Annotated in this window: 22 protein-coding genes; 8 read left to right on the top strand and 14 right to left on the bottom strand. The window is 39.9% G+C overall.

Features of this window, described 5'->3' with window-relative positions:
• Nucleotides 1-84: 84 nt before the first annotated feature.
• The gene (locus CWC29_RS15865) at nucleotides 85-1,968 is read left to right on the top strand and encodes a methyl-accepting chemotaxis protein (RefSeq protein WP_138522550.1); all 1,884 of its coding nucleotides are present in this window, start codon (nucleotides 85-87) and stop codon (nucleotides 1,966-1,968) included.
• Between the two features lie 12 nt (nucleotides 1,969-1,980).
• Here CWC29_RS15865 and CWC29_RS15860 read toward each other — a convergent pair whose 3' ends face one another.
• Nucleotides 1,981-2,346, bottom strand: a complete 366-nt coding sequence (locus CWC29_RS15860; RefSeq protein ID WP_161568689.1) for a GtrA family protein — start codon at nucleotides 2,344-2,346, stop codon at nucleotides 1,981-1,983.
• A gap of 125 nt (nucleotides 2,347-2,471) precedes the next feature.
• Between CWC29_RS15860 and CWC29_RS15855 the strand changes: the two genes are divergently transcribed.
• The 5 genes from CWC29_RS15855 (at nucleotide 2,472) to CWC29_RS15835 (ending at nucleotide 8,522) form a co-directional block, all read left to right on the top strand.
• Entirely contained in the window at nucleotides 2,472-3,503 is a 1,032-nt protein-coding gene (locus CWC29_RS15855) for a glycosyltransferase family 2 protein (protein ID WP_235956592.1), read from the top strand.
• Nucleotides 3,493-4,893, top strand: coding sequence for an ArnT family glycosyltransferase (locus CWC29_RS15850; protein ID WP_138522552.1), 1,401 nt, complete (start codon nucleotides 3,493-3,495; stop codon nucleotides 4,891-4,893). The genes CWC29_RS15855 and CWC29_RS15850 overlap by 11 nt, the downstream gene beginning before the upstream one ends.
• Nucleotides 4,872-5,570 (top strand): response regulator transcription factor, encoded by a 699-nt coding sequence (locus tag CWC29_RS15845; RefSeq protein ID WP_138522554.1) that lies wholly within the window; start codon nucleotides 4,872-4,874, stop codon nucleotides 5,568-5,570. Before CWC29_RS15850 ends, CWC29_RS15845 begins: the two co-directional genes overlap by 22 nt.
• Entirely contained in the window at nucleotides 5,557-6,783 is a 1,227-nt protein-coding gene (locus tag CWC29_RS15840) for a sensor histidine kinase (RefSeq protein WP_167815443.1), read from the top strand. The genes CWC29_RS15845 and CWC29_RS15840 overlap by 14 nt, the downstream gene beginning before the upstream one ends.
• 146 nt (nucleotides 6,784-6,929) lie before the next feature.
• Nucleotides 6,930-8,522: a hypothetical protein gene (locus CWC29_RS15835; RefSeq protein ID WP_138522558.1), complete on the top strand. Its 1,593-nt coding sequence runs from the start codon at nucleotides 6,930-6,932 to the stop codon at nucleotides 8,520-8,522.
• Nucleotides 8,523-8,743: 221 nt separating this feature from the next.
• Here CWC29_RS15835 and CWC29_RS15830 read toward each other — a convergent pair whose 3' ends face one another.
• Both CWC29_RS15830 and CWC29_RS15825 read right to left on the bottom strand, forming a co-directional pair.
• Nucleotides 8,744-10,042, bottom strand: a complete 1,299-nt coding sequence (locus tag CWC29_RS15830) for a sensor histidine kinase (RefSeq protein ID WP_138522560.1) — start codon at nucleotides 10,040-10,042, stop codon at nucleotides 8,744-8,746.
• A 41-nt stretch (nucleotides 10,043-10,083) separates the two neighbouring features.
• Complete coding sequence (locus tag CWC29_RS15825; RefSeq protein WP_128727318.1) at nucleotides 10,084-10,779, bottom strand: response regulator; 696 nt, start codon at nucleotides 10,777-10,779, stop codon at nucleotides 10,084-10,086.
• A 153-nt stretch (nucleotides 10,780-10,932) separates the two neighbouring features.
• Here CWC29_RS15825 and CWC29_RS15820 point away from each other — a divergent pair, with 153 nt between their 5' ends.
• Nucleotides 10,933-12,045 carry an alpha/beta hydrolase gene (locus tag CWC29_RS15820; RefSeq protein ID WP_128727319.1) on the top strand — a complete coding sequence of 371 codons (1,113 nt, stop codon included), beginning with the start codon at nucleotides 10,933-10,935 and terminating at the stop codon, nucleotides 12,043-12,045.
• Between the two features lie 352 nt (nucleotides 12,046-12,397).
• Here the strand turns inward: CWC29_RS15820 and CWC29_RS15815 are convergent, their stop codons facing one another.
• The 5 genes from CWC29_RS15815 to CWC29_RS23790 all read right to left on the bottom strand — a co-directional run bounded on the left by CWC29_RS15815 (nucleotide 12,398) and on the right by CWC29_RS23790 (nucleotide 14,651).
• The gene (locus tag CWC29_RS15815; protein ID WP_128727320.1) at nucleotides 12,398-13,087 is read right to left on the bottom strand and encodes a GAD-like domain-containing protein; all 690 of its coding nucleotides are present in this window, start codon (nucleotides 13,085-13,087) and stop codon (nucleotides 12,398-12,400) included.
• A 106-nt stretch (nucleotides 13,088-13,193) separates the two neighbouring features.
• A complete protein-coding gene (locus tag CWC29_RS15810; RefSeq protein WP_128727321.1) occupies nucleotides 13,194-13,514 on the bottom strand; it encodes an immunity protein YezG family protein in 321 nt (106 codons plus the stop codon).
• A gap of 43 nt (nucleotides 13,515-13,557) precedes the next feature.
• The gene (locus CWC29_RS15805) at nucleotides 13,558-14,076 is read right to left on the bottom strand and encodes an SMI1/KNR4 family protein (protein ID WP_138525026.1); all 519 of its coding nucleotides are present in this window, start codon (nucleotides 14,074-14,076) and stop codon (nucleotides 13,558-13,560) included.
• Nucleotides 14,077-14,212: 136 nt separating this feature from the next.
• Nucleotides 14,213-14,503: a PoNe immunity protein domain-containing protein gene (locus CWC29_RS24115; protein WP_239965809.1), complete on the bottom strand. Its 291-nt coding sequence runs from the start codon at nucleotides 14,501-14,503 to the stop codon at nucleotides 14,213-14,215.
• Nucleotides 14,451-14,651: a PoNe immunity protein domain-containing protein gene (locus CWC29_RS23790; RefSeq protein WP_235956591.1), complete on the bottom strand. Its 201-nt coding sequence runs from the start codon at nucleotides 14,649-14,651 to the stop codon at nucleotides 14,451-14,453. The genes CWC29_RS24115 and CWC29_RS23790 overlap by 53 nt, the downstream gene beginning before the upstream one ends.
• Nucleotides 14,652-14,935: 284 nt before the next feature.
• On the opposite strand from CWC29_RS23790, the gene CWC29_RS15795 reads away from it, so the two are divergent.
• Nucleotides 14,936-16,014, top strand: a protein-coding gene (locus tag CWC29_RS15795) for an IS3 family transposase (protein WP_408004171.1) whose coding sequence is annotated in 2 segments (ribosomal slippage) — nucleotides 14,936-15,188 and nucleotides 15,188-16,014 — 1,080 coding nt in all. Because the reading frame shifts where the segments join, the coding sequence is not laid out codon by codon here.
• 188 nt (nucleotides 16,015-16,202) lie between these two features.
• Here CWC29_RS15795 and CWC29_RS15790 read toward each other — a convergent pair.
• The 6 genes from CWC29_RS15790 to CWC29_RS15765 all read right to left on the bottom strand — a co-directional run bounded on the left by CWC29_RS15790 (nucleotide 16,203) and on the right by CWC29_RS15765 (nucleotide 20,152).
• The gene (locus tag CWC29_RS15790; protein ID WP_235956590.1) at nucleotides 16,203-16,505 is read right to left on the bottom strand and encodes a tetratricopeptide repeat protein; all 303 of its coding nucleotides are present in this window, start codon (nucleotides 16,503-16,505) and stop codon (nucleotides 16,203-16,205) included.
• Nucleotides 16,502-16,927, bottom strand: coding sequence for a tetratricopeptide repeat protein (locus CWC29_RS15785; RefSeq protein ID WP_128725179.1), 426 nt, complete (start codon nucleotides 16,925-16,927; stop codon nucleotides 16,502-16,504). Before CWC29_RS15785 ends, CWC29_RS15790 begins: the two co-directional genes overlap by 4 nt.
• A 299-nt stretch (nucleotides 16,928-17,226) precedes the next feature.
• Nucleotides 17,227-17,709, bottom strand: a complete 483-nt coding sequence (locus CWC29_RS15780; RefSeq protein WP_128725178.1) for an SMI1/KNR4 family protein — start codon at nucleotides 17,707-17,709, stop codon at nucleotides 17,227-17,229.
• Nucleotides 17,710-17,800: 91 nt separating this feature from the next.
• Nucleotides 17,801-18,487 carry a GAD-like domain-containing protein gene (locus CWC29_RS15775; protein ID WP_167815442.1) on the bottom strand — a complete coding sequence of 229 codons (687 nt, stop codon included), beginning with the start codon at nucleotides 18,485-18,487 and terminating at the stop codon, nucleotides 17,801-17,803.
• A gap of 114 nt (nucleotides 18,488-18,601) precedes the next feature.
• Nucleotides 18,602-19,393, bottom strand: coding sequence for a PoNe immunity protein domain-containing protein (locus CWC29_RS15770; protein WP_128725176.1), 792 nt, complete (start codon nucleotides 19,391-19,393; stop codon nucleotides 18,602-18,604).
• A 9-nt stretch (nucleotides 19,394-19,402) separates the two neighbouring features.
• Nucleotides 19,403-20,152, bottom strand: a complete 750-nt coding sequence (locus CWC29_RS15765) for a PoNe immunity protein domain-containing protein (RefSeq protein WP_167815441.1) — start codon at nucleotides 20,150-20,152, stop codon at nucleotides 19,403-19,405.
• Between the last annotated feature and the right edge of the window lie 10 nt (nucleotides 20,153-20,162).

Below are 20,162 nucleotides of genomic sequence, written 5' to 3'. Positions count from 1 at the left end.
GGTTTTTACATCGCTCAGTTGCCAATAATCGAATTATAGACAACACTTTTGATATTCGAGCACTTTTTATTCAGGCTGTTGAATATGAAGATCCGCACTAAGTTCTCTGTGACTTCTGCCATAGTGATCTTATTGATCATCACCACAACGACGCTTTCTACTTACTGGTTTGTTAGCGATTCGGTGAAAACCAAAACCCATGCTTATGTAACCGACAGCACGCAATTGCTGGCTGTGAGCATAGAGAATTGGTTGGCCGGTAAAGCAACGCAAATTAATGTGATAAAAAGTCAGTTAGAGCAAAACTTTAGCGATGATAACTTTCAGCAAGCGTTGAATACACCAGTATTTAAAAGCGAGTTTCTGCTTACTTTTGGTACTTTGGCAAATGAGGAGGGGCTCAGGTCAAACAACCCTGCTCGTAAAAATCCTCCTGGCGTAGATTTTAGAGAGCGAGCTTGGTATCAACTTGGTAAAAATCAAAATAAAACGGTTTATACCAGCCCGTATACTGATGCGGCGACAGGCGAATTGTTGCTATCGGTAGTGTCTCCCATCGTAGTTAATGGTAAATTTAAAGGGGTTATTGGGGGAGACTTAAGCCTAAAAACCATTGCCAATAGTGTCAATCAGGTCAATTTTGATAATACCGGTTATGCCTTTTTGGTCGACAAGTCTGGTAATATCATTTCTCATCAACATGCCGAATTTAACGGCAAAAAACTGAAACAGGCATACCCTGCATTACGCTTAGGTAGCGTAGATAAGTTGCAAGAAGTAGATACCAAAGAAGGCAACAGGCTGTTTTACTTACATTCGCTTGATAATACCTTTGGTACGGATTGGTATTTGGCAGTGTTAATCGATAAATCAAAAGCCTATAAAACACTAACCGAAATTACTATAAACTCCCTGATCATTGCCATTTTAGCCGTGGCTATTGGAGTATTCTGCGTACGGACTTTAGCAATTCACTTACTCCAACCATTACGGGATTTGGAATCTGCGATCACCAGTATGGCAAATGGAGGTGGTGACTTAACTCGGCGCTTAAAAATCGTTAACGAAGATGAATGCGGCACAGTTGCACGACAATTCAATCTCTTTTTAGGCTTTTTGCATGGGTTGGTAAGTAATGTAAAAGAACGTGCAGACGAAGTGGTGATAAGCAGTGATGCCGCCAAAGAGTTGTCGACGCATTCTTCACAGAAACTTGATCAACAAGTTAGCCTGATTGAAAACCTCGCTACCGCGATGAATGAAATGAGCACTACCTCGACCGAAATCGCGGGTAACGCGCAGCAAGCCGCAAGCTCCATCACCTCGGTAAATGAAAAGACCTCCGAAGGGCAAGAGATATTCTTTAAAGCGCGAAGCCAAATTAATGCATTGGCTGACGATATTACTGCATCGTACGAGCTAAGTACGCAACTTGCAGAATATAGCCAAAATATCGAGAATATTCTTTCAGTCATCAATGGTATTGCAGAACAGACTAATCTATTAGCACTTAACGCTGCAATTGAAGCCGCACGTGCCGGAGAGCAAGGTCGTGGTTTTGCGGTAGTGGCAGATGAAGTGCGCTCTTTAGCATCAAAAACACAGGAATCCACCACCGAAATTAAATCCATGATCGACCAGATCCAAGCCTCGTCCATTCAAGTTCAGCAATCCATGGGAAGCAGCCGAGATAAAACCCAGCAATGTGTTTCACAAACCGAACAAGCAACACATATGCTAGAAGAAATCTCAGAAGCAGTAAAAGAGCTTATGGATCGCAATATCCAAATTGCGACCGCCATCGAAGAGCAAAGTGTGGTGATTGAAGAAATCAATAAAAATACAATACATATCAACGATATCAGCGTTGAAGTCGGCAGCTTTTCAGACAAGCAATATAGTGCCAGCGAAGAACTCGCGAAAAGCGCCCATGAGCAAGAAGCGCTGCTGTCTAAGTTTACGCTGTGAAAATATCGGTGACTAACAGGGCTTGTATACCCACCGTTTGCTTAATAGGAAATTGCCCGCCGTCGCTAAGAGTATACCCAAGGCAAATGCAACATGTACGTTGGTAAGTGGTAAAAAAAGCCAAAATACACCTAGGTTCACAACGCCAAATAAATGGCTGATAAGTATATGTTTGGATAGCTGACTAATAACACGCACCCGTTGTGCTTGTGTAAAAGTGAAAAACCTATTACCTAACCATGTTGTCATCACTGCACACCAAAATGCGATTAACCTTGCGAAAAATGGCGTAGATGAGTTAGCTAAAAGCGTGCTAAAAACACTCCAGTCAACTACAAAGCCTGCTCCTCCAACACATAAAAAACGAAAAAACTGCATAACAAGCCACCTCAAAATAACAGAGCTTGCTAAATAGCAGGTCAAAAAAAAGTCGTCCCAATGTAGACATTTTTTCGACATTGTTAATTTTAAACTGCGCTAAATGCAATAATTGGAACAGAGTTATGACCAAGCTAATGGTTGCCATTGATAGGTCGAATAAGGCCCGTACGCAGCGCAAAATACGTTACACCAATAGGGCACTTATCTCTTTAATAGTCCCTGCGTTTAATGAACAAGAGGTACTTAACACGATACATCATAAATTATGTACCGTGATTGCTACACTGCCTGAGTATCGATTCGAATTGATCTACATCGACGATGGAAGTACAGATGAGTCATGGCAAATGATGTGCCAGTTAAATAACAGTTTTTCATCTGTAGTTTGCCTGCAAATGAGCCGTAATTTTGGTAAGGAGGCTGCGTTAACTGCTGGATTTGAACATGCGCAAGGCGATGCGGTGATCCCTATTGATGCTGATTTACAGGATCCACCAGAGTTATTGCCAAAAATGCTTGAGGCGTGGAAAAAGGGTTTTGATGTAGTCAATATGAAACGCAGTGCCCGCGAAGGAGAGTCGTGGTTAAAAACAGCGAGTGCTCGGTGCTATTATAAATTACTTAATTGGGTATCAGATAGTCCAGTAGAAGAAGACGTTGGTGATTTTAGGCTATTAGATCGCAAAGTCGTTGATGCTATCAACACGCTTCCTGAGCGAAACCGCTATATGAAAGGGCTAATGAGTTGGCCTGGGTTTAATCAAACGACCCTCGAGTTTAAGCGTCCAGAACGGGCAGCAGGAGAAACTAAATGGAGCTATTTACAGCTTGTTAAGCTTGGACTTTCGGGAATAACTTCATTCAGCATGAAGCCTTTAAGGCTTGCTACTTGGGTAGGTTGCGTCATTTCCTTATATGCATTTATTTTTGCCATTTGGGTGCTGGTCAAAACACTCGTGTTTGGCGAGCCGGTACCTGGTTATCCAAGTATTATGTTGACTGTGTTAGCGTTAGGTGGCGTGCAGCTATTAGCCATTGGTATTTTAGGTGAGTACATTGCCGGGCTTTTTACTGAGGCTAAACAACGGCCAGTTTATTTACTGATGGATATTAAAAAGACCGAAGCAAAAGAAGAGTTGCAATATGAGGCATAATTACACTCTATTTTGTGTCGTCTTAGGGCTGATGCTACTGAGGCTTTTTACACTAGGAAGCTATCCCTTATTTGATACTACAGAAGCGAGATATGCAGAAATAGCAAGGCTAATGATCGTGACTCAAGATTGGATCACGCCATGGTTTGATAAAGGTGTGCCATTTTGGGGCAAGCCGCCAGCTCATACTTGGATTACTGCGCTTAGTTTTGAAGCATTTGGTATTTCTCCATGGAGTGCGCGCTTTGCGCATTGGTGTACTGGGGCGCTGAGCTTAATTATATTGTATTTCTTCGCAAAGCGTTCGCTAGGTGTGCGTATTGCTCAAGCTAGTATATTGATCCTTGCTAGTTGTATTGGGTTTTTTATAGCGACAGGAATGGTGATGACTGACCCTGCATTGATGTTAAGCTCAACATTAGCAATGGCTAGTTTTTGGTTATGCTATAAACACAATAACCGGGCTGCAGGCGTTATATTCTTTTTCAGTTGTGGTTTAGGCATGTTGATTAAAGGGCCTGTGGCGGTCGTTATCGTAGGGATAGCCATTGTGCTATGGGCAATTTGGCAAAAACGCCTTTACTCTGTGATTAAAGCATTACCTTGGTCATTAGGTTTACCTGTTTTTGTGGTTACTTTTTTACCTTGGTATATGTTGGCTGAGTCAAAAACGCCGGGATTTCTCAATTACTTCTTAATTGGTGAGCATATTCAGCGGTTCCTGCAGCCAGGATGGCAGGGAGATCTATATGGTACCGCACATGTGGAACCAAAAGGCACGATTTGGCTAATGTGGCTGATAGTCGCATGCCCTTGGTCAGTATTATTTTTCATTCGCTTCTTTAAGTCGCCAGATACTCGTGCGGTGTTATTTAGTTCTGAAATAAAAACGTATCTAATTACTTGGACAATTGCTCCATTATTACTTTTTACTTTTGCTAGCAATATCCTATCAGCTTACGTTCTGCCCGGCTTGCCCGCTTTTGCATTATTAGTTGCCTTATATTTTGAACCATTTAAAGGATATATAAAAATTGGGCTTATTAGCTTTTGTTTTTATGCATTATTAATAGCAGCATTGATATTTGGTTGGCACAGTAAGGATTCTGAGCATACGACGCTATCAGCGATATCAAAACCTTGCCCTAACACGCCAGTGTATTATTTAAAAAAACTGCCATTTTCAGGGCGTTTTTATAGTTGTGGCTGGGCTGAGTTAGTTATGGATGATAATGAACTTTTTCAGCTAATTCAGACTCAAAAGACGAGTTATGTTGTGCTAACACATGAGCAAAGAAGTACATTTTTATGGCCTAAAAATTTGCAATGTGATGTGTTAAGCGAAAACCGCCAGAGGATATTGCACAGATGTGTGCGAGAACACCATTAAAAATACTGCTAGTGGAAGATTCGCAGCAAGTAGCTGAAACCATATTTGACTATTTCGAGGGAGATGGGCATCACTTGGATTACGCTGCAAATGGAACACTTGGTTTGCAGCTCGCTCTTCAATATGACTACGACTGTATCATTCTAGATGTAATGCTCCCCGGGGTAGATGGTATTGAAATATGCAGTAAGCTCAGAGAGTCAGGCGTAGCAACACCGATTATTATGCTTACAGCGCGTGATACTCAACAGGATATGTTGCAGGGGCTTAACGGTGGAGCAGACGACTATATTATTAAGCCATTTGATCTCTCTTTGCTAGAAGCAAGGATACATGCTGTAGTGCGGCGAGTGCGCGGAGATGGCTTCAAGAAAATAATAAACGTTGGCTCATTGCAAATAGATTTACAACAGCGTTTGGTGACGCGAAATGAAAGTGTATTGAGGCTCAACCCTAGCTGCTACAAGATACTCTTATTGTTAGCACAGCAAAGTCCAAAGCCGGTTTCAAGAGAGTCCCTCGAAGTTGCACTTTGGCAAGACGAGGTACCCGACCAAGATCTATTAAGGCGTCATATGTACCAGCTAAGAAAGATCATAGATAAAGCGTTTGATGCAGAGATGTTGGTTACGGTACCAAAGTTCGGCTACAAGTTGGTTTCTGATGAAAACACTTAAGCAACAGCTATTTAAAGCATCTTGGCTTGGTGCTATTGGGCTTATTTCAATATATACATTAGCTGTCTCTCTCGCTATTTTGTACACAGAAAACCGAGCAAGTGAGCAACGGTTGAGTATTGTAGGACCTTATCATTTACAAGAATTTTCAGAGCAAGAAGGAAAAGAGAAATTAGTCAGTCCTTTGTTGAGGTTATATCGAGATTATCAGGTACTCCCTAAAGCAATTCAAGCTGACATCAAACCTGGTTGGTTAGGGGTGACAACACTGCAATTTGATGATGATAGTGAATTCTGTGTACTTGCCTATAAAATGACTATGAAAGGTGGCGGTTCTAAAGTCTTATATGCTGTCGAAGATATTAATGCGACCGAATGGCAAGATATTGATTTGGCAGTCGTTGAAATTGGTTTTGCTGTGTTTGGTACTTTGTTATTTTTGCTAGTCACCTATCTTATTAGACTTCAAGCTGCCTATCTTGCAAAGCCACTACAATGTTTAGTAGAACATATTAGTGACCAAAGTCTTGACCATGAAGAAACAAAAATTAGTAGTAAAAATAGTTGCTTAGAGATACTAAGTATAGAGTCAGCAGTTAACCACTATCGCAGTAGAATGAAGCAAATGCTTAATCGAGAGCAAAGCTTCACACGCTATGTAAGTCATGAGCTGCGTACGCCGATGATGGTGATCAAGGGAAATGTCGCGGTATTAAAAAAGCACACAGGGGAGAGTAAACAGCTAAGAGGAATCGATCTGGCTATTGAGCAGGTCACCGATCTTACATATACCTTTTTAAGTTTGGCTAGAGAGAGTCTTGGTGAACCTTGCCGTTTTGAAATCACAGCCGAATGGCTAGATGAAATAGTAGCACCATTTAGCAGTAAATCTGTGGCAAATAAAACAGAATTAAAATTACAACTTTTAGAGCCATGCGTCGTGTGTTGCGATGAAGTTTTATTAAAAGCTTTGATTAGAAACCTACTAGACAATGCTATAAATTGTACTTATGAAGGGCAGGTAAGCCTATTCCTTTCACAATCAAGCTTAGAAATAGTTGATTCTGGGTGTGGTTTAGACGAGAAACCGAGAGGGTATGAAGGGTTTGGTTTCGGGCTTCAAATAGTTGCGGATATTTGTACTAAGTACCAGTGGCAGTTTTCATTAACGCAAAACTCTGAATTTGGCTGTACCGCGAAAATTGTATTTTAAATATATTCGGGCCGAACGCTCTTTGCTGCAAAAAATAAATTTGAAAGATTAACAGACCCTAATTAGCCCCAACTGCTGCGACATTTTATAGACGCTTACCTCGATACTCTGATGCTAGATTAAACAGAGGAACGAAGGTGATTACTTTGAAAAATACTTTACTATTAATTTGCTGCTTACTTGGTGCTGTAGCTTGTGGTGGCAGTAAACAGAACAAACAGGTTGAGCACTCAACCAATCTTACCATCGACTTATCTGAACCAGATCAAAGTAAAACGTTGGTACAAGACTTTCCTATTACACTATATGTGGAGTATCCCACCGGAGTAGATTCTTTAGAGGGGATCACCAGTATTAATATGTATGGACCATTACTTCATGTTCACCAGAGTAATGGTGTGATTGGGTATATAGATACTGCTTCAGATTCACTTAGCTATAAACGACAGGACTATTCCGACTTAGCATTGCAAGAAGCGACAGACTTAGAAGTACAAGAACAAGCGTATTGGTTTGTGTCGGGGGCAAATACGGTGAGCCGAACAGGCTTACCAAATGGTGTGGTTTCAACATGGCAGTTAAAAACGCACTATAAACTTACAGAGTTAGCTGTAAATGACCAAGAGCCCAGCAAATTATGGTTATTTAATCGTGCTGATCGCCAATTAATACACTTTGATACAGCAACGGAAGCAGAACTGGTTTATGACTTGAAAGGAGAGTACGAACCTCAGGGGCTAGCGTGGAGCGGTGAAAAATTATTGGTACTGGCAGGCAACAATGCAGACTACATCGTTGCTGAATATGATACTGCTGGGACATCACTCAAATTAACAGCATCGTGGAAACTAAGTGGCTTTAACGGTGAAGTATTTAATGATGTGAGCCTTGCGCCTGATGGGAGAATAATTGTGAGCTCGAACGCCGTAGCGAATAATATTTTCTTAGTAGCCGACAAAAGTGAGCTAATTGGTACTGGGCCGATTGAGCACGATACTGAATTACAGCTAGTAAAACAGGTTGAGCTCGAGCAAGGAATAGCTCAGCCGTCAGGAATTTGGCCGGTAAAAGGTGGGGGGTGGTTATTGATCACCGACCAAGCTGAAGTCTTTTTGCTTGATAGTTCTTTTAAGATAATAGAAAAAGTATCGCTTCAATTCAGCAGTATTGAATGTAATCAGGGTTGTACAGAAGCGGTTGTTGGTACTTCAGATAGCTTTCATGCAATCACAGATACAGGAGTAATTGGTCTGTTTGTGAAAGTTGGAAGTGAATATCAATTAAAAGAAGAAGTCGTGGTGGCTGCGACCAATGAGCAAGGAGATGCGTATGAATATGCTGGTTTAGGACACAATGAAGCCACAGGAGAGTTTTATCTTGTTACTGATCAAGACGGCGCTGAGGAAGAAGATAAGCTCATTATTTTAGATTCTACATATAAAGTAATTAACATCTATCCGATCACCTATGGTTCAGAATCGAACGGGAGTATTTTCGAATATGATGCCCAAGGAGTCGTGTACAAAGACGGAGCGATATACGTACTCTCTCAAAGATTTACCAAACTACTTAAATTGACCATGACTGGAGGAATTGTATCAGTAATTGATCTGAGTGAAGCGGATGTCAAAGAGCCCAGTGATTTTGCAATTCGTGAGGGAAAGATTTATATCATTGGGGATCACGAAAATAACGAGGCCGTACCACCGATTTCTATATTTGAAATTGTACAGAGCTAGCCGAAATGGTATCGCTAAGAGCTGCTTATGTAGCTCTTTCTTAATTTATTGCTAAGCGGTATGGTTGTTGCTGAAACTCAGGTTATTTAACTCAATCATACGGCGACCACTATCATGGCGACCACTATCATGGTGACCACTATCAATACAGACGTTGAAGTCAGAAATTGGTATCAGTTTAAATTGGCTAAATATTCAATATATCTATGGCTTTAGTATGTTTAGCTGGTTGGGAGTTTGAGTGTAAAAAGTGCACCTCCAAATTCTTCACTGTCTGAGACGGTAATTGAGCCTCGGTGTTGTTCACATATCTTTTGTACGATAGATAGCCCTAACCCATAACCACTCACTCCCTTGTTTCTTGCTTGATCTGCTACATAAAAAGGCTCAAATATATGTGTTTTGTGCTTTTTATCAACACCTGGGCCATCATCATGAATAAAAATCTCGATGTGATTATTTTGCTCAGAACATACGACTCGCACTTTCGATTTAGCAAACTTAAACGCATTGCGGATGACGTTATCAAGGGCTCTCGTAAGCAATTTTTTATCAGCGATTACAAAAACCTTTGAAGAATTGAAGCGAATATCTAGCGCTATGTTGTGCCTTCTTTCTTTTTGCCATCGATGCTTAGCCCGATTTATCAAAGCGCTAAGATCGAATTTCTCCATCACTAACCTTTGGCCACTATTTTCTAATTTTGTATAGTGTAATAGTTCATCGATCATTTGCTCCATTTCCTCGGTGTCAGCAATCACCTCTTGTATGGTTGACATTTGTTCACTATTTAAAGCAGTCTCTTTTAGTAATTCTGCTTGCCATTGGATGCGGAATATTGGAGTCCGCATTTCATGAGCCACAGCATTCGTCAAAGCGCGATTACTTTCAACTAAGTGCATAATCCGGCTGGCCATGTCATTAAAAGTGCGGTTTAACGTTCCTAATGAGCTAGAGCCTGAGGTATCAGCACGACTAGCTAAATCTCCTTGAGCAAACCGAATTGTTGCTTGCTCCAAGAGCCTGACTCTTCTATAAATAAGGAAAATATTAATCAATCCAAATATAACAAAACTAATAGCTAAAAATATCAAGAAAAGATTATTTTCAAGTTCGACTTTTGCCCTAATAATACTTTGGGAGTCGGGTGTGTAGCTGAAGAATGCTGCATAGCCAGTCAACTTAAACCACAGGGTTCGATTATCATCAAAAAATATGCGAGTAGGATTACTCTGATTAAGTGCTGTGGCCACAGAAGCCGGTAATTGTGCTACAGAATGGTAAATTGTAAATAGCTGTTCCGTCTGGGTAGAGAATTGCTGCATCGCGCTTTTAGCTGCCTCAATACCTTGATTATCTGCTATGTTTTGGAGTAATTGCTGGTGTGCCATTGCTTCATAATCTTCTAATAAGAACTCGTAGTCTGTTGTTATTCCATACACCAGCCACTCATAAGCGAATACTGCTACGATGAAGCAAATAAACAGTACAAGTAGTGATTCAACAAAAATTCTTCTCATATAGAGCCAGCTTTTACCTGAATTAAATCAAGGAAGTATATTCACCAGGCATGGCTATCAAATAAATAACCTTTTCCACGAACTGTTTGAATGCCTTTCGAGACGTCTTGAACATGACTGAGCAGCTTACGTACCCGTACAATGCGATTGTCTATCGTTCGATCTACACCATCATATTCAATGCCTCGAAGTGCTTTGGTGAGTTCATCGCGCGATACAACTTCATCGGCTCTAGTTGCTAATAGCCAGAGTAGATCAAACTCGCTTTCCGTCAGGTGGATCAGCTTTCTATCAAACTCGCAGTGTTTGTATTTCCGCTCAAGCTTTAGCTTGCCAAAGTAAAGTGTTTCAGACTCAGTTTGTTGGGGAAGCGCTGGACGTCTCAGCAAAGAGCGCACTCGGGCAAGCAGCACCCTAGGTTTTATAGGTTTAGTGACATAATCATCAGCACCAATTTCTAAGCCAACAACGTGATCAAAATCATCATCACTTGCTGTTAATATTAATATCTTGCCTTGAAAGTTCTTTCTTGCTTGTCTACAAATTGTTAGGCCATCAACGCCAGGCAACATCAGATCTAATAATACAATATCGGGCAGAAGTTCATAAATAGCATCCACGGCTTTACTGCCATCCCCAACGACCGTGATATTAAACCCTTGAGCCGTGAAGTAATCTTTAAGCATCTTTTGGAGCCTTTCGTCATCTTCGACTATTAGCATTTTGCTCGTTTTCATCTGTTTACCGGATCCTAAAGAACTTCCTGTCCACAAGTATATATGAACTTTGTCAGCCTAAAAAATACATTTCCATACACAGCAATCACAGAAATTACCTTATTTACGCAGTAAAGTTTTCACCAAGTTTTAAATAATCAGGAGATAATATATATGAACTCTCTCAAAACATTAGTTGCAGTATTTTGCTTAGCTTCAGTGGTTGGTTGTAACTCAAATTCAAACTCAAAAACCACTATAACGCCAAAACCAGCAGAGACAACAGACCTGCCTTTGGCTAATTACCGCTTTTCTGAGTCAGAACTGAAGGAGCTTTTAGATGAACGAGCGGTGGTTCGCTCTTCTGTTAAGTTGAATTTTCAAGGGCAATTATTCGACAAGGTAATGTTTTCAGAACAGCTAAATGATAGTCAATGGATAGTAAAACTTGAAAATGCAGACGGAAAAAATTTAGATCTGTTGCTCGATAACAGTGCTGAAGGGACATGTTTTATTTACAGTCCGAGTGAACTAATGGAGTTATTCGATTGCAGTGATAAAACACGTACCGTGGGTGAAGACTCGACGGTGATACTGTCCGCTTCCCAAAGAGATGCGTCTGAGATTCAAGTTGAATTTTCAAACCAAGTGCTAGAGTTTATTGAAATCATTGGCTCAACTGTTTTAACAGCCAGTACTTCGAATAACCAAGTGACCGTGACAACATCTTTCGGCTTTGAAGACTTCTTCACGGAAATACTTAAAATGGACGGCAGTGAGGAACGAGTTCAATCGACACTTGGATTAAGTACATATACGCAATTAAAAGAGCTCACGTCGCAGTTTGAAGGTACAAAGATGACATTAAACTTTGCTAACCATATCGGTGGAAGTGCAGACGATGATATAAACATGTATACAGGTATGCTGATCAGAGAGCACAACATGACCACGTTAGTCTCGAGATCAGGCTCAGTTTTCTCGGGTGGAACAGATTTATTTGCAGCTGGAAACCCAAGAATATTAAGAAGAGCAATAGATTCTGACGCTATTGAAGATAACAAACAGATTGGGGTTCATAGCTGGAGTAATGGTGATAGCTCAGCACTAGATATACCATACACTGATGCAAGCCATAGAAGACAAGCTACGTACTTTAAAAAAATGCTTGGTGATAAAGGAGTAAGTTTTTACATTTTTACTTTGGAGTCAGCGCCAGCTGAGGGCGAGCACTGGGTCACTAAAGCAGAGTCAGAACAGTATGGGTTAATCACAACAATTGAATGATATTGGCAGCAAGAGTGATAAATTTAACTGTCACTTTTGCTTGTTTAGTTGGTAGAAATGTTGTCAAGTGAGTCATGCAGACCTTTGACGATGTTTTTTTACTTTCGCGGCGGATTGTTTACCTAGGTCTTGACTGTTGATGTTTCTTAGGTATTAACTGGGTCTCTAATTGGTGGCTTTGTCTTACCACTGCACACCATCTCAGTAGAGTAGTTAAAGGTTAGATACCGTGGTTTCTCTAATTAAAAATGTAAACGAAAGCAGCAGAAGAAATTTGGTGAAAAATGTAGGCTAGGAGGGTGATTGAACCTAGCCTAGCGACACCTTTGTATTTAAAGGACTTAAAAAGGTGCTATTGGTTATGGGGTAATTGGTTAGATAGCGCGACGATATCAGCCATAACACGTTTCTCTCCAAGATCAGCTAGGAAAGCTAAATGTTCCGTGGCTTTTACCTTTTGGAGATTCTCAAGCTTAGGTTCGCCACCAAGGGCAAGAGCTGGCGCAAAGCCATAGATTTCTCCATTTTCAAGAGGGCCTAGCTTTTCAACTGCACGGTCGAAAAGCGGTTGATCATTATGATCGCTTAAATCCAATTCTGCTTTTGGAGGTTGAGTGGCGAAAAATAAATCTAAGGCTCTAGAGGGGTTGTGTTGGCTATAAAGCTCACGATTGAAAGACGGAAAAATCATGCCATAACTACTCACTATTTTTAGACTGTAACCAGAACTTTCTCCCCAAATGTACATTTTACCAAAAGCGTCTATAGCGATAACCGAAAAGTGGTTTTGATCATTATGCTGCATTTGCTCAAACTCGGTTTCTTTTAGCCACTTGGCCAAAATAGCTTGATAATCTTTAGGGTTAACCTGCCAAAATCGTCCATCGCCCCAACCGCAAAAACCATATTCTTGCCAATATTCAATTAGGTTATCGGGTAAAATACCTTGATAGTGTAGTAGCTGTTCTTCCTTCGGTTGAACTGATTTTATAGCTGGACCAAATCCCTTAAAGTGATAGAAGTTGTCAAAAAATTTGTTCATTGTATACACCTGTGTAGAGGCACTGTTAGTTCGTAGGAAAGCTTGTTGTTGCTGGCTAAATAGGCGAATGTAGAGGTGTTTTACTCAGTACGCTTTAAGATCTATGTCATACTTCATCTTTTAGCTCTTGGTCCCATTCATAGTCAATATTGAATTCACCACTTTGTTTGAGTACAAACCTAACTCTATCCCATTTTTCTTCTGGATCACCACTTGTGATCTCATGGAGTTGCTTAAACAGGCGATAGGATTGATAGCCCACTTTGAAATCACACAATTCATTATTTGAATAATGAAGATATTTACCTTGATACTTAGCAGAGTCTCCGTAGTAACTAAAATCTATGAACGCTTCATCCCAAGGTGTCCTAATTGAATTTACTATGTTTTGTGCTATCTGGTTGTAAATCGCATGAACTGTTTCCATCGTTATTACTCCAAGTGAGTTATCGTAATTTATGTTTGGTGAACTAAAAAGATAGAAATGAGTTAGTATCATCTATCTTTGCTGGTTGCTCATCTTCATCAGCTTTGAGCGCGTTAAAAAATGAAGATAGGTTGGTTGAAATCTCATAAAATTCTTGTTCGTTTTCACTGCTTTCGTGATCCCAACAGTAAACTTTGAGATCGTTTTTTCCTAAACAAAGTTGATCGCCACCACAAGAAGCACCAAAGATAAAATAGCCTTTTTGCTGAAGTTCTTCGTACATGACATTTTTCTGAAGAATATTGTTATTTTCATTATCAATACCATAAAGTATTTCAATTGACTGATAACCTTCATTATCAGCAAATGGCGCGGCTTGGTTTGGCTTAATTTTAGCGCCAGATTCAAAAATAACGGATGAAGTGAACAGTGAATAAAGTTCCCTCAGTTCATTTGGGAGCTTGAAGTTAAATTTATTTTCTATCTCACTGATTTTTAATTTTTTAGTGCTTTTTTTATGCAAGGGTGTGGCACCAAGAGAGAACAGAACATTTTTAATCATCGTTTACTATCCTTAATATTTCAGTTGGGCTTGTAGCATGTGTAGCGCCGATACCACGATCCTTGTTTGCTTTGTCGTCGGCAGGTTGTTGTTAAATTTGTTTGTTATAGGTCCGTAGTTTGAGCACTGTTGCCTCCTACTGATTATCTTGCCAATGTACGAGGTCTTTCGGATAGTATGGATGATTTATAAAACTGCTGTCATCGATGTTGAATACCGTAACAACAAGTGCAATTTCCCAGCACCAGTAGCCAATGTAAGCATCTGTAGCCATTAAGTGATAATCTGGGCTACCTTCCAATACATACCAAGCATCTAGATAGTCTTTTTGCCATTGGCGATAGATTAACATATTTAATAAAAATGGTTTAAATTCAGAGATCATCGCCGCGAGAGTATTTCTGATGAATAAGATACAAAGAGTCACTGACTAGCCTAAATAAACCTTTCATTTTGACTTCAACTTCAAACTGACTATTAGGTTGGACCTTTTTTATTTTTTCTCGATAATTTTTTAGTCTAAAGTTAATCCTATCATTGTAATACTCGATATCCCTTAATTTATCTCGTAGCATTTATATATCCTAAAATTCTATTTCGCTTATTTTTTCATTGGTTATTATGGTGATTTGTTATCATTTTTATAGAATGGAGAAAAGTGTATTAAAGCTAGGGCAGATATGACTTATTGCGTTATCACCCTCCTCAAGTTGTGAAGTGATAATAAATATAACCTCTGGATCCGTTGCGTTATAACGAAAATCAAAAGCAATTAAATTTGAATCAAAGTGTAACTCCCCCAAAAAATGAAACAGTTCATAAGTAGAATTTTCCATTAACTAAAATAGGAAAATTTACGATGAGAAAAAGCAAGTTCACCGAAACCCAAATTGTCAGCATGATCAAGGAAGCTGAATCAGGTATTCCTGTGCCAGAAATCTGCCGCAAACATGGTATCGGCCAAAGTACGTTTTATAAATGGCGCTCAAAATATGGCGGGATGGAAGCTTCAGACGTTAAGCGACTTAAAGAGCTTGAAGAAGAAAACCGTAAGCTAAAAGATATGTTTGCAACGCTTAGCCTAAAGCACTCGATGCTTGAGGATATCATCGCAAAAAAGCTGTAAAAACAAGTAGGCGCAGAGCTTGGGTAGAGCATTTAAGAGCTCAATTTAACGTCAGCGTCGCATTTGCTTGTGAAGTGGCAGGGCTAAGCCGCTCAGTTTTTTATTACAAACATAAACGGCCGTCAGATGATGAAGTTATCGACGCATTACTTGCGCTGGTAGAGCGCCATCCTAGGTGGGGGCTGCCTAAGCTATTCAAAAGGCTTCGCAATAAGGGTAAGCCGTGGAATAAAAAGCGTGTTGAACGCGTTTACAACATGCTAAAACTAAACTTGAGACGTAAGGGGAAGCGCCGTATTCCAACAAGAACACCTGAACCATTAAGTGCACCGACACAACATAATGAATCGTGGTCAATGGACTTTATGAGTGACGCATTAAGCTATGGACATCGTTTTAGAACACTGAATGTGCTGGATGATTTCAACCGACAAGCACTGGCGATTGAGGTCGATACAAGCTTAACTTCTGAACGAGTTATTAGAACGCTACAACAAATTATTGCTTGGCGAGGAAAACCAAAGCAGATTAGAGTGGACAATGGCCCAGAATTTACTTCAACGGCACTCGAAGATTGGGCAATGAAAAATGACATCAAGTTGGAATTTATAGAGCCAGGCAGTCCTTACCAAAATGGTTTTGTGGAAAGGTTTAATCGGAGTTACCGTGAAGAAGTGCTAGATTTATACTTGTTTGAGTCACTGCAAGAAGTACGTGAAATCACTGATGAGTGGTTAGATATTTATAATTATGAGCGACCTCATGATTCACTAGGCGATATGACACCAATTGGTTATCTTGAGGCTGCATAAAATTCTACGAAATAGCTGTACTAAATTGGGTGGAGTTACAATTGTATTTGCTGTCCTTAGAGTTGGCCTGTTTATAGCCGGATTTCGGATTTCAAAAAGTCATAGTAAAACAGTCCATCGTCTTCGTGGTCTTCAAAAATTTCTTTTCCGGCTAACATATAGGCCTTAAGTAGAGCATTTTTACTGCGCTATTTATCACCTAACTGATAATGACACTGGCCAGCTCTAAAGTGAATAAATGGGTTGTCGAGTGCTTCAGGGTGGTTTAATGCATCTAACATTGAATCGAGGGATTGTTGATAGTCATCAAGCATATAATAACTATCCCCAATAGATACTTTAAGCCAAACGGCTTGATCCCACTCTTCATCTGGGTCAGAGAGTAAATCGAAAGCTTTTTTCCAGAGTGTCATTGCGCCTTGAAAATCTTCTTCATCAAAAAGGTCATTACCTTGCTCGCAATACTCTTCTATCTGGTCATGTACATTCATTGGTTATACTCATTAAAGAAAGTTTTGTATTTTTTAGGCTGTTCTACAAAGCATCTACCTCGTGAAATAGAATTGGCTTTAGCAAACCATTCATATGCTTGTTTAAACTCTCCTTGCTCAAAATATAATGTAGCTTTCAAAAATAATGGCCCATCATCATAGTCATTTAAATGGTCTGAGTCTAAAAGCTCATTAATAATATTATGGGCTTTTTCGTGTAAGCTTAATTCTCGATACATTTTACAAATTCCGGTAACAAAACTGAGAGTGACATCCCAATCAAATTTCGGTTCAGGTAATAACCTCCATGCTTCTTCTGCTTTTTCTTGAGCAGTATCAACATCGTTGGCTTCTAATAATTTGTATGCAGAAATATAGAGAGCATCAATTTCATCGCGCAAGTCTATAGGTAAATTTTCCATTATCTTTCCTTATGTTTTGGGGCAAATACCCATCGTTGGGCTAGATTGATAGTATACTTTGCGAGCGGCTATTGGCTGAAGAGAAGCTCTGCCCTGAACTCCATTGTTTATGCTGGTCCATATACTAGTGACGCATCGAACTTTATGGTCTGTGGATGTTTTACCAAGCTGTAAACAACCCATCTGAACGGAGTGCGATTTCCTGCCGAAATTGCTTTACTTATCTGACACGTATCTTCCTTAAACACGAAATCCAATACCCCATGCTGATAAGGGAGAAAGCAAACTAATCGTTTATTTTATCCATATTCAGACTCGCAAAGACCTTCAATAAATTCTTCAAAGCTATCAGAAACTAGCGCATAAACAGGGCTTAACTCATCTGATCCAGTATGATCCCAGAGTACAACTGACGGTTCAGTATTGCTATCTTTGAAGTTTAAACATAAAAAGTCTCCACCAAAGACATAAGCAAAAGGAAGTAACTCAACACCCACTAGATCTTCATTGTCGGTTAGGCGTTCTTCAATCTGAGCGAGTACCACTTTTATTTCGTACTGCATAATATCGTCTGACAACTTGGAATCGTTTGTAATAAGAAGTGTTCGCTCAATCAACCGCTCCTTATTGTCTATGGCGTAAGTGAGTCCTTCAAAGGCAACGCCATTATTGTTGCGGAAAAACTCGATAAACAAATACGGAAGTTTAATTCTACAAAAATTTTCTAATTCAAAGATGCTTGAGTTATTTAACTCATAAGAGTCATTACATTTAGTGATCATATATAGTCTATGTCTTTTGCTGGAATATATTGGCTAGGATGATTGAGCTAGACCTTGCAACATCTATGTATTTAAAGGACTTAAAAAGGTGCTATTGGTTATGGGGTAATTGGTTAGATAGCGCAACGATATCGGCCATAACACGCTTCTCTCCAAGATCAGCTAGGAAAGCTAAATGTTCCGTGGCTTTTACCTTTTGGAGATTCTCAAGCTTAGGTTCGCCACCAAGGGCAAGAGCTGGCGCAAAGCCATAGATCTCTCCATTTTCAAGAGGGCCTAACCTCTCCAAAGTTCGCTCAAAAAGAGGTTGTTCATTGATATCAATTAAATCAATTTGGGTTGTCGTTTGTACAGAGAAGAACAAATCTAAGCTTCTTTCTTCTCCCGTAGCGATATATTCTTCGTTTTCGAAGGTGGGAAAAATCATGCCATAGCTGCTTATTATGGAAAGACTACTCCCTGATTTTTTACCCCAAATATACATTTTTCCAAACGCATCTATTGCAATGACATAGAAACTATCTACACCGTCATTTTGCATTTTTTCGAATTGAGTTCCTCTTAACCACTCAGTCAAGATATCTTGATAATCTTTTGGATTCACCATCCATAAACGGCCTTTCCCCCAACCACAAAAGCCGTATTCTTTCCAATACTCAAGTAAATTATTAGGTAAAGTACCTTGGTAATATTGGGTTTGCTCATCTGTTGGTTGAATCGCTTCTATCGCTGGGCCAAACCCACCAAAGTGATAAAAATTGTCAAAAAACTTATTCATTATTTGCACCTATGTAGGTGTATATTTAACTTACTCGGACTAAGTATAAATAATGTGTTTTGTGCCTCAATACTCATATCTGAAAGGGCCCCATTAATATTTGTATGTAGGGGGTTATCTGAGTAAATCAACCGGGACATAACCGCTATCTTCTAAAGATTCTCTTGGTATTTCTAGAACATTAGCGACTAAAGCTAATTCAAAGCACCAATAACCAATATAATAATCCGTGTACTCGAATTCGCATTCACAATTGTGATTATCATGCCAGTCCGCCAAGCCCTCTAACTTACTGTACCAATTTTGTGCAAATTGGTTGAGTAAATCAGGCTGTTGTTCACTGGGTACTGTCAAAGCGAGTGAAAGGTTTTGATAAATTTCAGGGTAGTAGAGTGTGGGCGAAATAGGTCTATCGTTATCACCAAGTGCAATGGCTATATTATCAAGTAAGGTGTCTTTGCCGCGTTCGCCAATAACGTCTAGCACTTCTTGAATATGAGCTTGAGCGACATCACAGGCTTGTAAGAGTGCCAGCCACCACAAAGTGTAGATATAACGATTGATATTAGGGGAGCCGACAGCATCAATTTGCCCGCCTAGCTTTTCAAAAGCATAGCGATATATTTGATGATTTGCAGGTAACTTATCACAGTAGTGTGTCAGTTGTTTGCGATACGGCAAAATCGCTTCGGTATAGCGCTTAACATCCCCAAGGTGAGCACCGTATGAGTAGTGCGCTACCGCTCGCATAATCGCGAGCTGATATATACGCTGGGCAACATTAACTCGCTCGCTAGGTGTGGTAAAGTTACCTGCATCGAGGGCTTCTTGTGTTTCTTTGATGCCAACTTCAATGTCGACTAAGAATGCTTCGAAATAATCGTTACTTCTCCGTGTATCGCGCACCTTTATCTCCTACTGATTATCTTGCCAATGTACGAGGTCTTTGGGGTAGTATGGGTGGTCAATAAAGCTGCTATCATCAATATTGAATAATTTAACAACAAGCGCAATTTCCCAGCACCAATAGCCAATGTATGCATCTGTATCCATTAAATGATAATCAGGGCTACCCTCCAAGACATACCAAGCCTCTAGATAGGCTTTTGCAAGTGCTGGACGTTGCTCTGGACTTCCTTCAACTACTTTGTACAGCTTACCGAAACGTTTTTTGAACAGAGTATCCGCTGCTATTTCACGATTAGTGTCACCTAGGATTATAGCAATTTTATCAAATAGTGCGTCTTGACCTTGATTACCGATAAGACTCAGCACTTTTAGGTAGTATTCTTTATCCATATTTAAACAGTAAGCGAAACTCAACCATTTAAGATGATCTTCGAGGTAATCTTCTCTTAGTTCTTCCCAGCCAATTCGTTCTACTTGCTCTTTATCTGGCAAGGCGTCAGCATAGTCCTTTTGCCATTGGCGGTAGGTCAACATATTTAATAAAAGTGGCTTAAATTCTGAGAGATCATCGCCGCGAGAGTATTTCTGATGAAGAAGATACAATGAGTCACTAACTAGCCTAAATGAACCTTTCATCTTCACATCGGCAGGATCATCATCAAATTTGATTTCTTCAACATCTTCTTCAATACATTCCAGTCTAAAGGAAACCCTATCATCATAATATTCTTTATTTTTTAAAGTATCTCTTAACATCTTCTGCTCC

Source organism: Pseudoalteromonas galatheae, from assembly GCF_005886105.2.
GTDB lineage: Bacteria > Pseudomonadota > Gammaproteobacteria > Enterobacterales > Alteromonadaceae > Pseudoalteromonas > Pseudoalteromonas galatheae.
This window is presented reverse-complemented; position numbering and strand designations above follow the sequence as displayed.

Excerpts from the sequence above, each read along its gene's own strand:
- CWC29_RS15865 (WP_138522550.1), top strand. The coding sequence starts at position 85 with ATGAAGATCCGCACTAAGTTCTCTGTGACTTCTGCCATAGTGATCTTA.
- CWC29_RS15860 (WP_161568689.1), bottom strand. The coding sequence starts at position 2,346 with ATGCAGTTTTTTCGTTTTTTATGTGTTGGAGGAGCAGGCTTTGTAGTT.
- CWC29_RS15855 (WP_235956592.1), top strand. The coding sequence starts at position 2,472 with ATGACCAAGCTAATGGTTGCCATTGATAGGTCGAATAAGGCCCGTACG.
- CWC29_RS15850 (WP_138522552.1), top strand. The coding sequence starts at position 3,493 with ATGAGGCATAATTACACTCTATTTTGTGTCGTCTTAGGGCTGATGCTA.
- CWC29_RS15845 (WP_138522554.1), top strand. The coding sequence starts at position 4,872 with ATGTGTGCGAGAACACCATTAAAAATACTGCTAGTGGAAGATTCGCAG.
- CWC29_RS15840 (WP_167815443.1), top strand. The coding sequence starts at position 5,557 with ATGAAAACACTTAAGCAACAGCTATTTAAAGCATCTTGGCTTGGTGCT.
- CWC29_RS15830 (WP_138522560.1), bottom strand. The coding sequence starts at position 10,042 with ATGAGAAGAATTTTTGTTGAATCACTACTTGTACTGTTTATTTGCTTC.
- CWC29_RS15825 (WP_128727318.1), bottom strand. The coding sequence starts at position 10,779 with ATGAAAACGAGCAAAATGCTAATAGTCGAAGATGACGAAAGGCTCCAA.
- CWC29_RS15820 (WP_128727319.1), top strand. The coding sequence starts at position 10,933 with ATGAACTCTCTCAAAACATTAGTTGCAGTATTTTGCTTAGCTTCAGTG.
- CWC29_RS15815 (WP_128727320.1), bottom strand. The coding sequence starts at position 13,087 with ATGAACAAATTTTTTGACAACTTCTATCACTTTAAGGGATTTGGTCCA.
- CWC29_RS15810 (WP_128727321.1), bottom strand. The coding sequence starts at position 13,514 with ATGGAAACAGTTCATGCGATTTACAACCAGATAGCACAAAACATAGTA.
- CWC29_RS15805 (WP_138525026.1), bottom strand. The coding sequence starts at position 14,076 with ATGATTAAAAATGTTCTGTTCTCTCTTGGTGCCACACCCTTGCATAAA.
- CWC29_RS23790 (WP_235956591.1), bottom strand. The coding sequence starts at position 14,651 with ATGCTACGAGATAAATTAAGGGATATCGAGTATTACAATGATAGGATT.
- CWC29_RS15790 (WP_235956590.1), bottom strand. The coding sequence starts at position 16,505 with ATGAATGTACATGACCAGATAGAAGAGTATTGCGAGCAAGGTAATGAC.
- CWC29_RS15785 (WP_128725179.1), bottom strand. The coding sequence starts at position 16,927 with ATGGAAAATTTACCTATAGACTTGCGCGATGAAATTGATGCTCTCTAT.
- CWC29_RS15780 (WP_128725178.1), bottom strand. The coding sequence starts at position 17,709 with ATGATCACTAAATGTAATGACTCTTATGAGTTAAATAACTCAAGCATC.
- CWC29_RS15775 (WP_167815442.1), bottom strand. The coding sequence starts at position 18,487 with ATGAATAAGTTTTTTGACAATTTTTATCACTTTGGTGGGTTTGGCCCA.
- CWC29_RS15765 (WP_167815441.1), bottom strand. The coding sequence starts at position 20,152 with ATGTTAAGAGATACTTTAAAAAATAAAGAATATTATGATGATAGGGTT.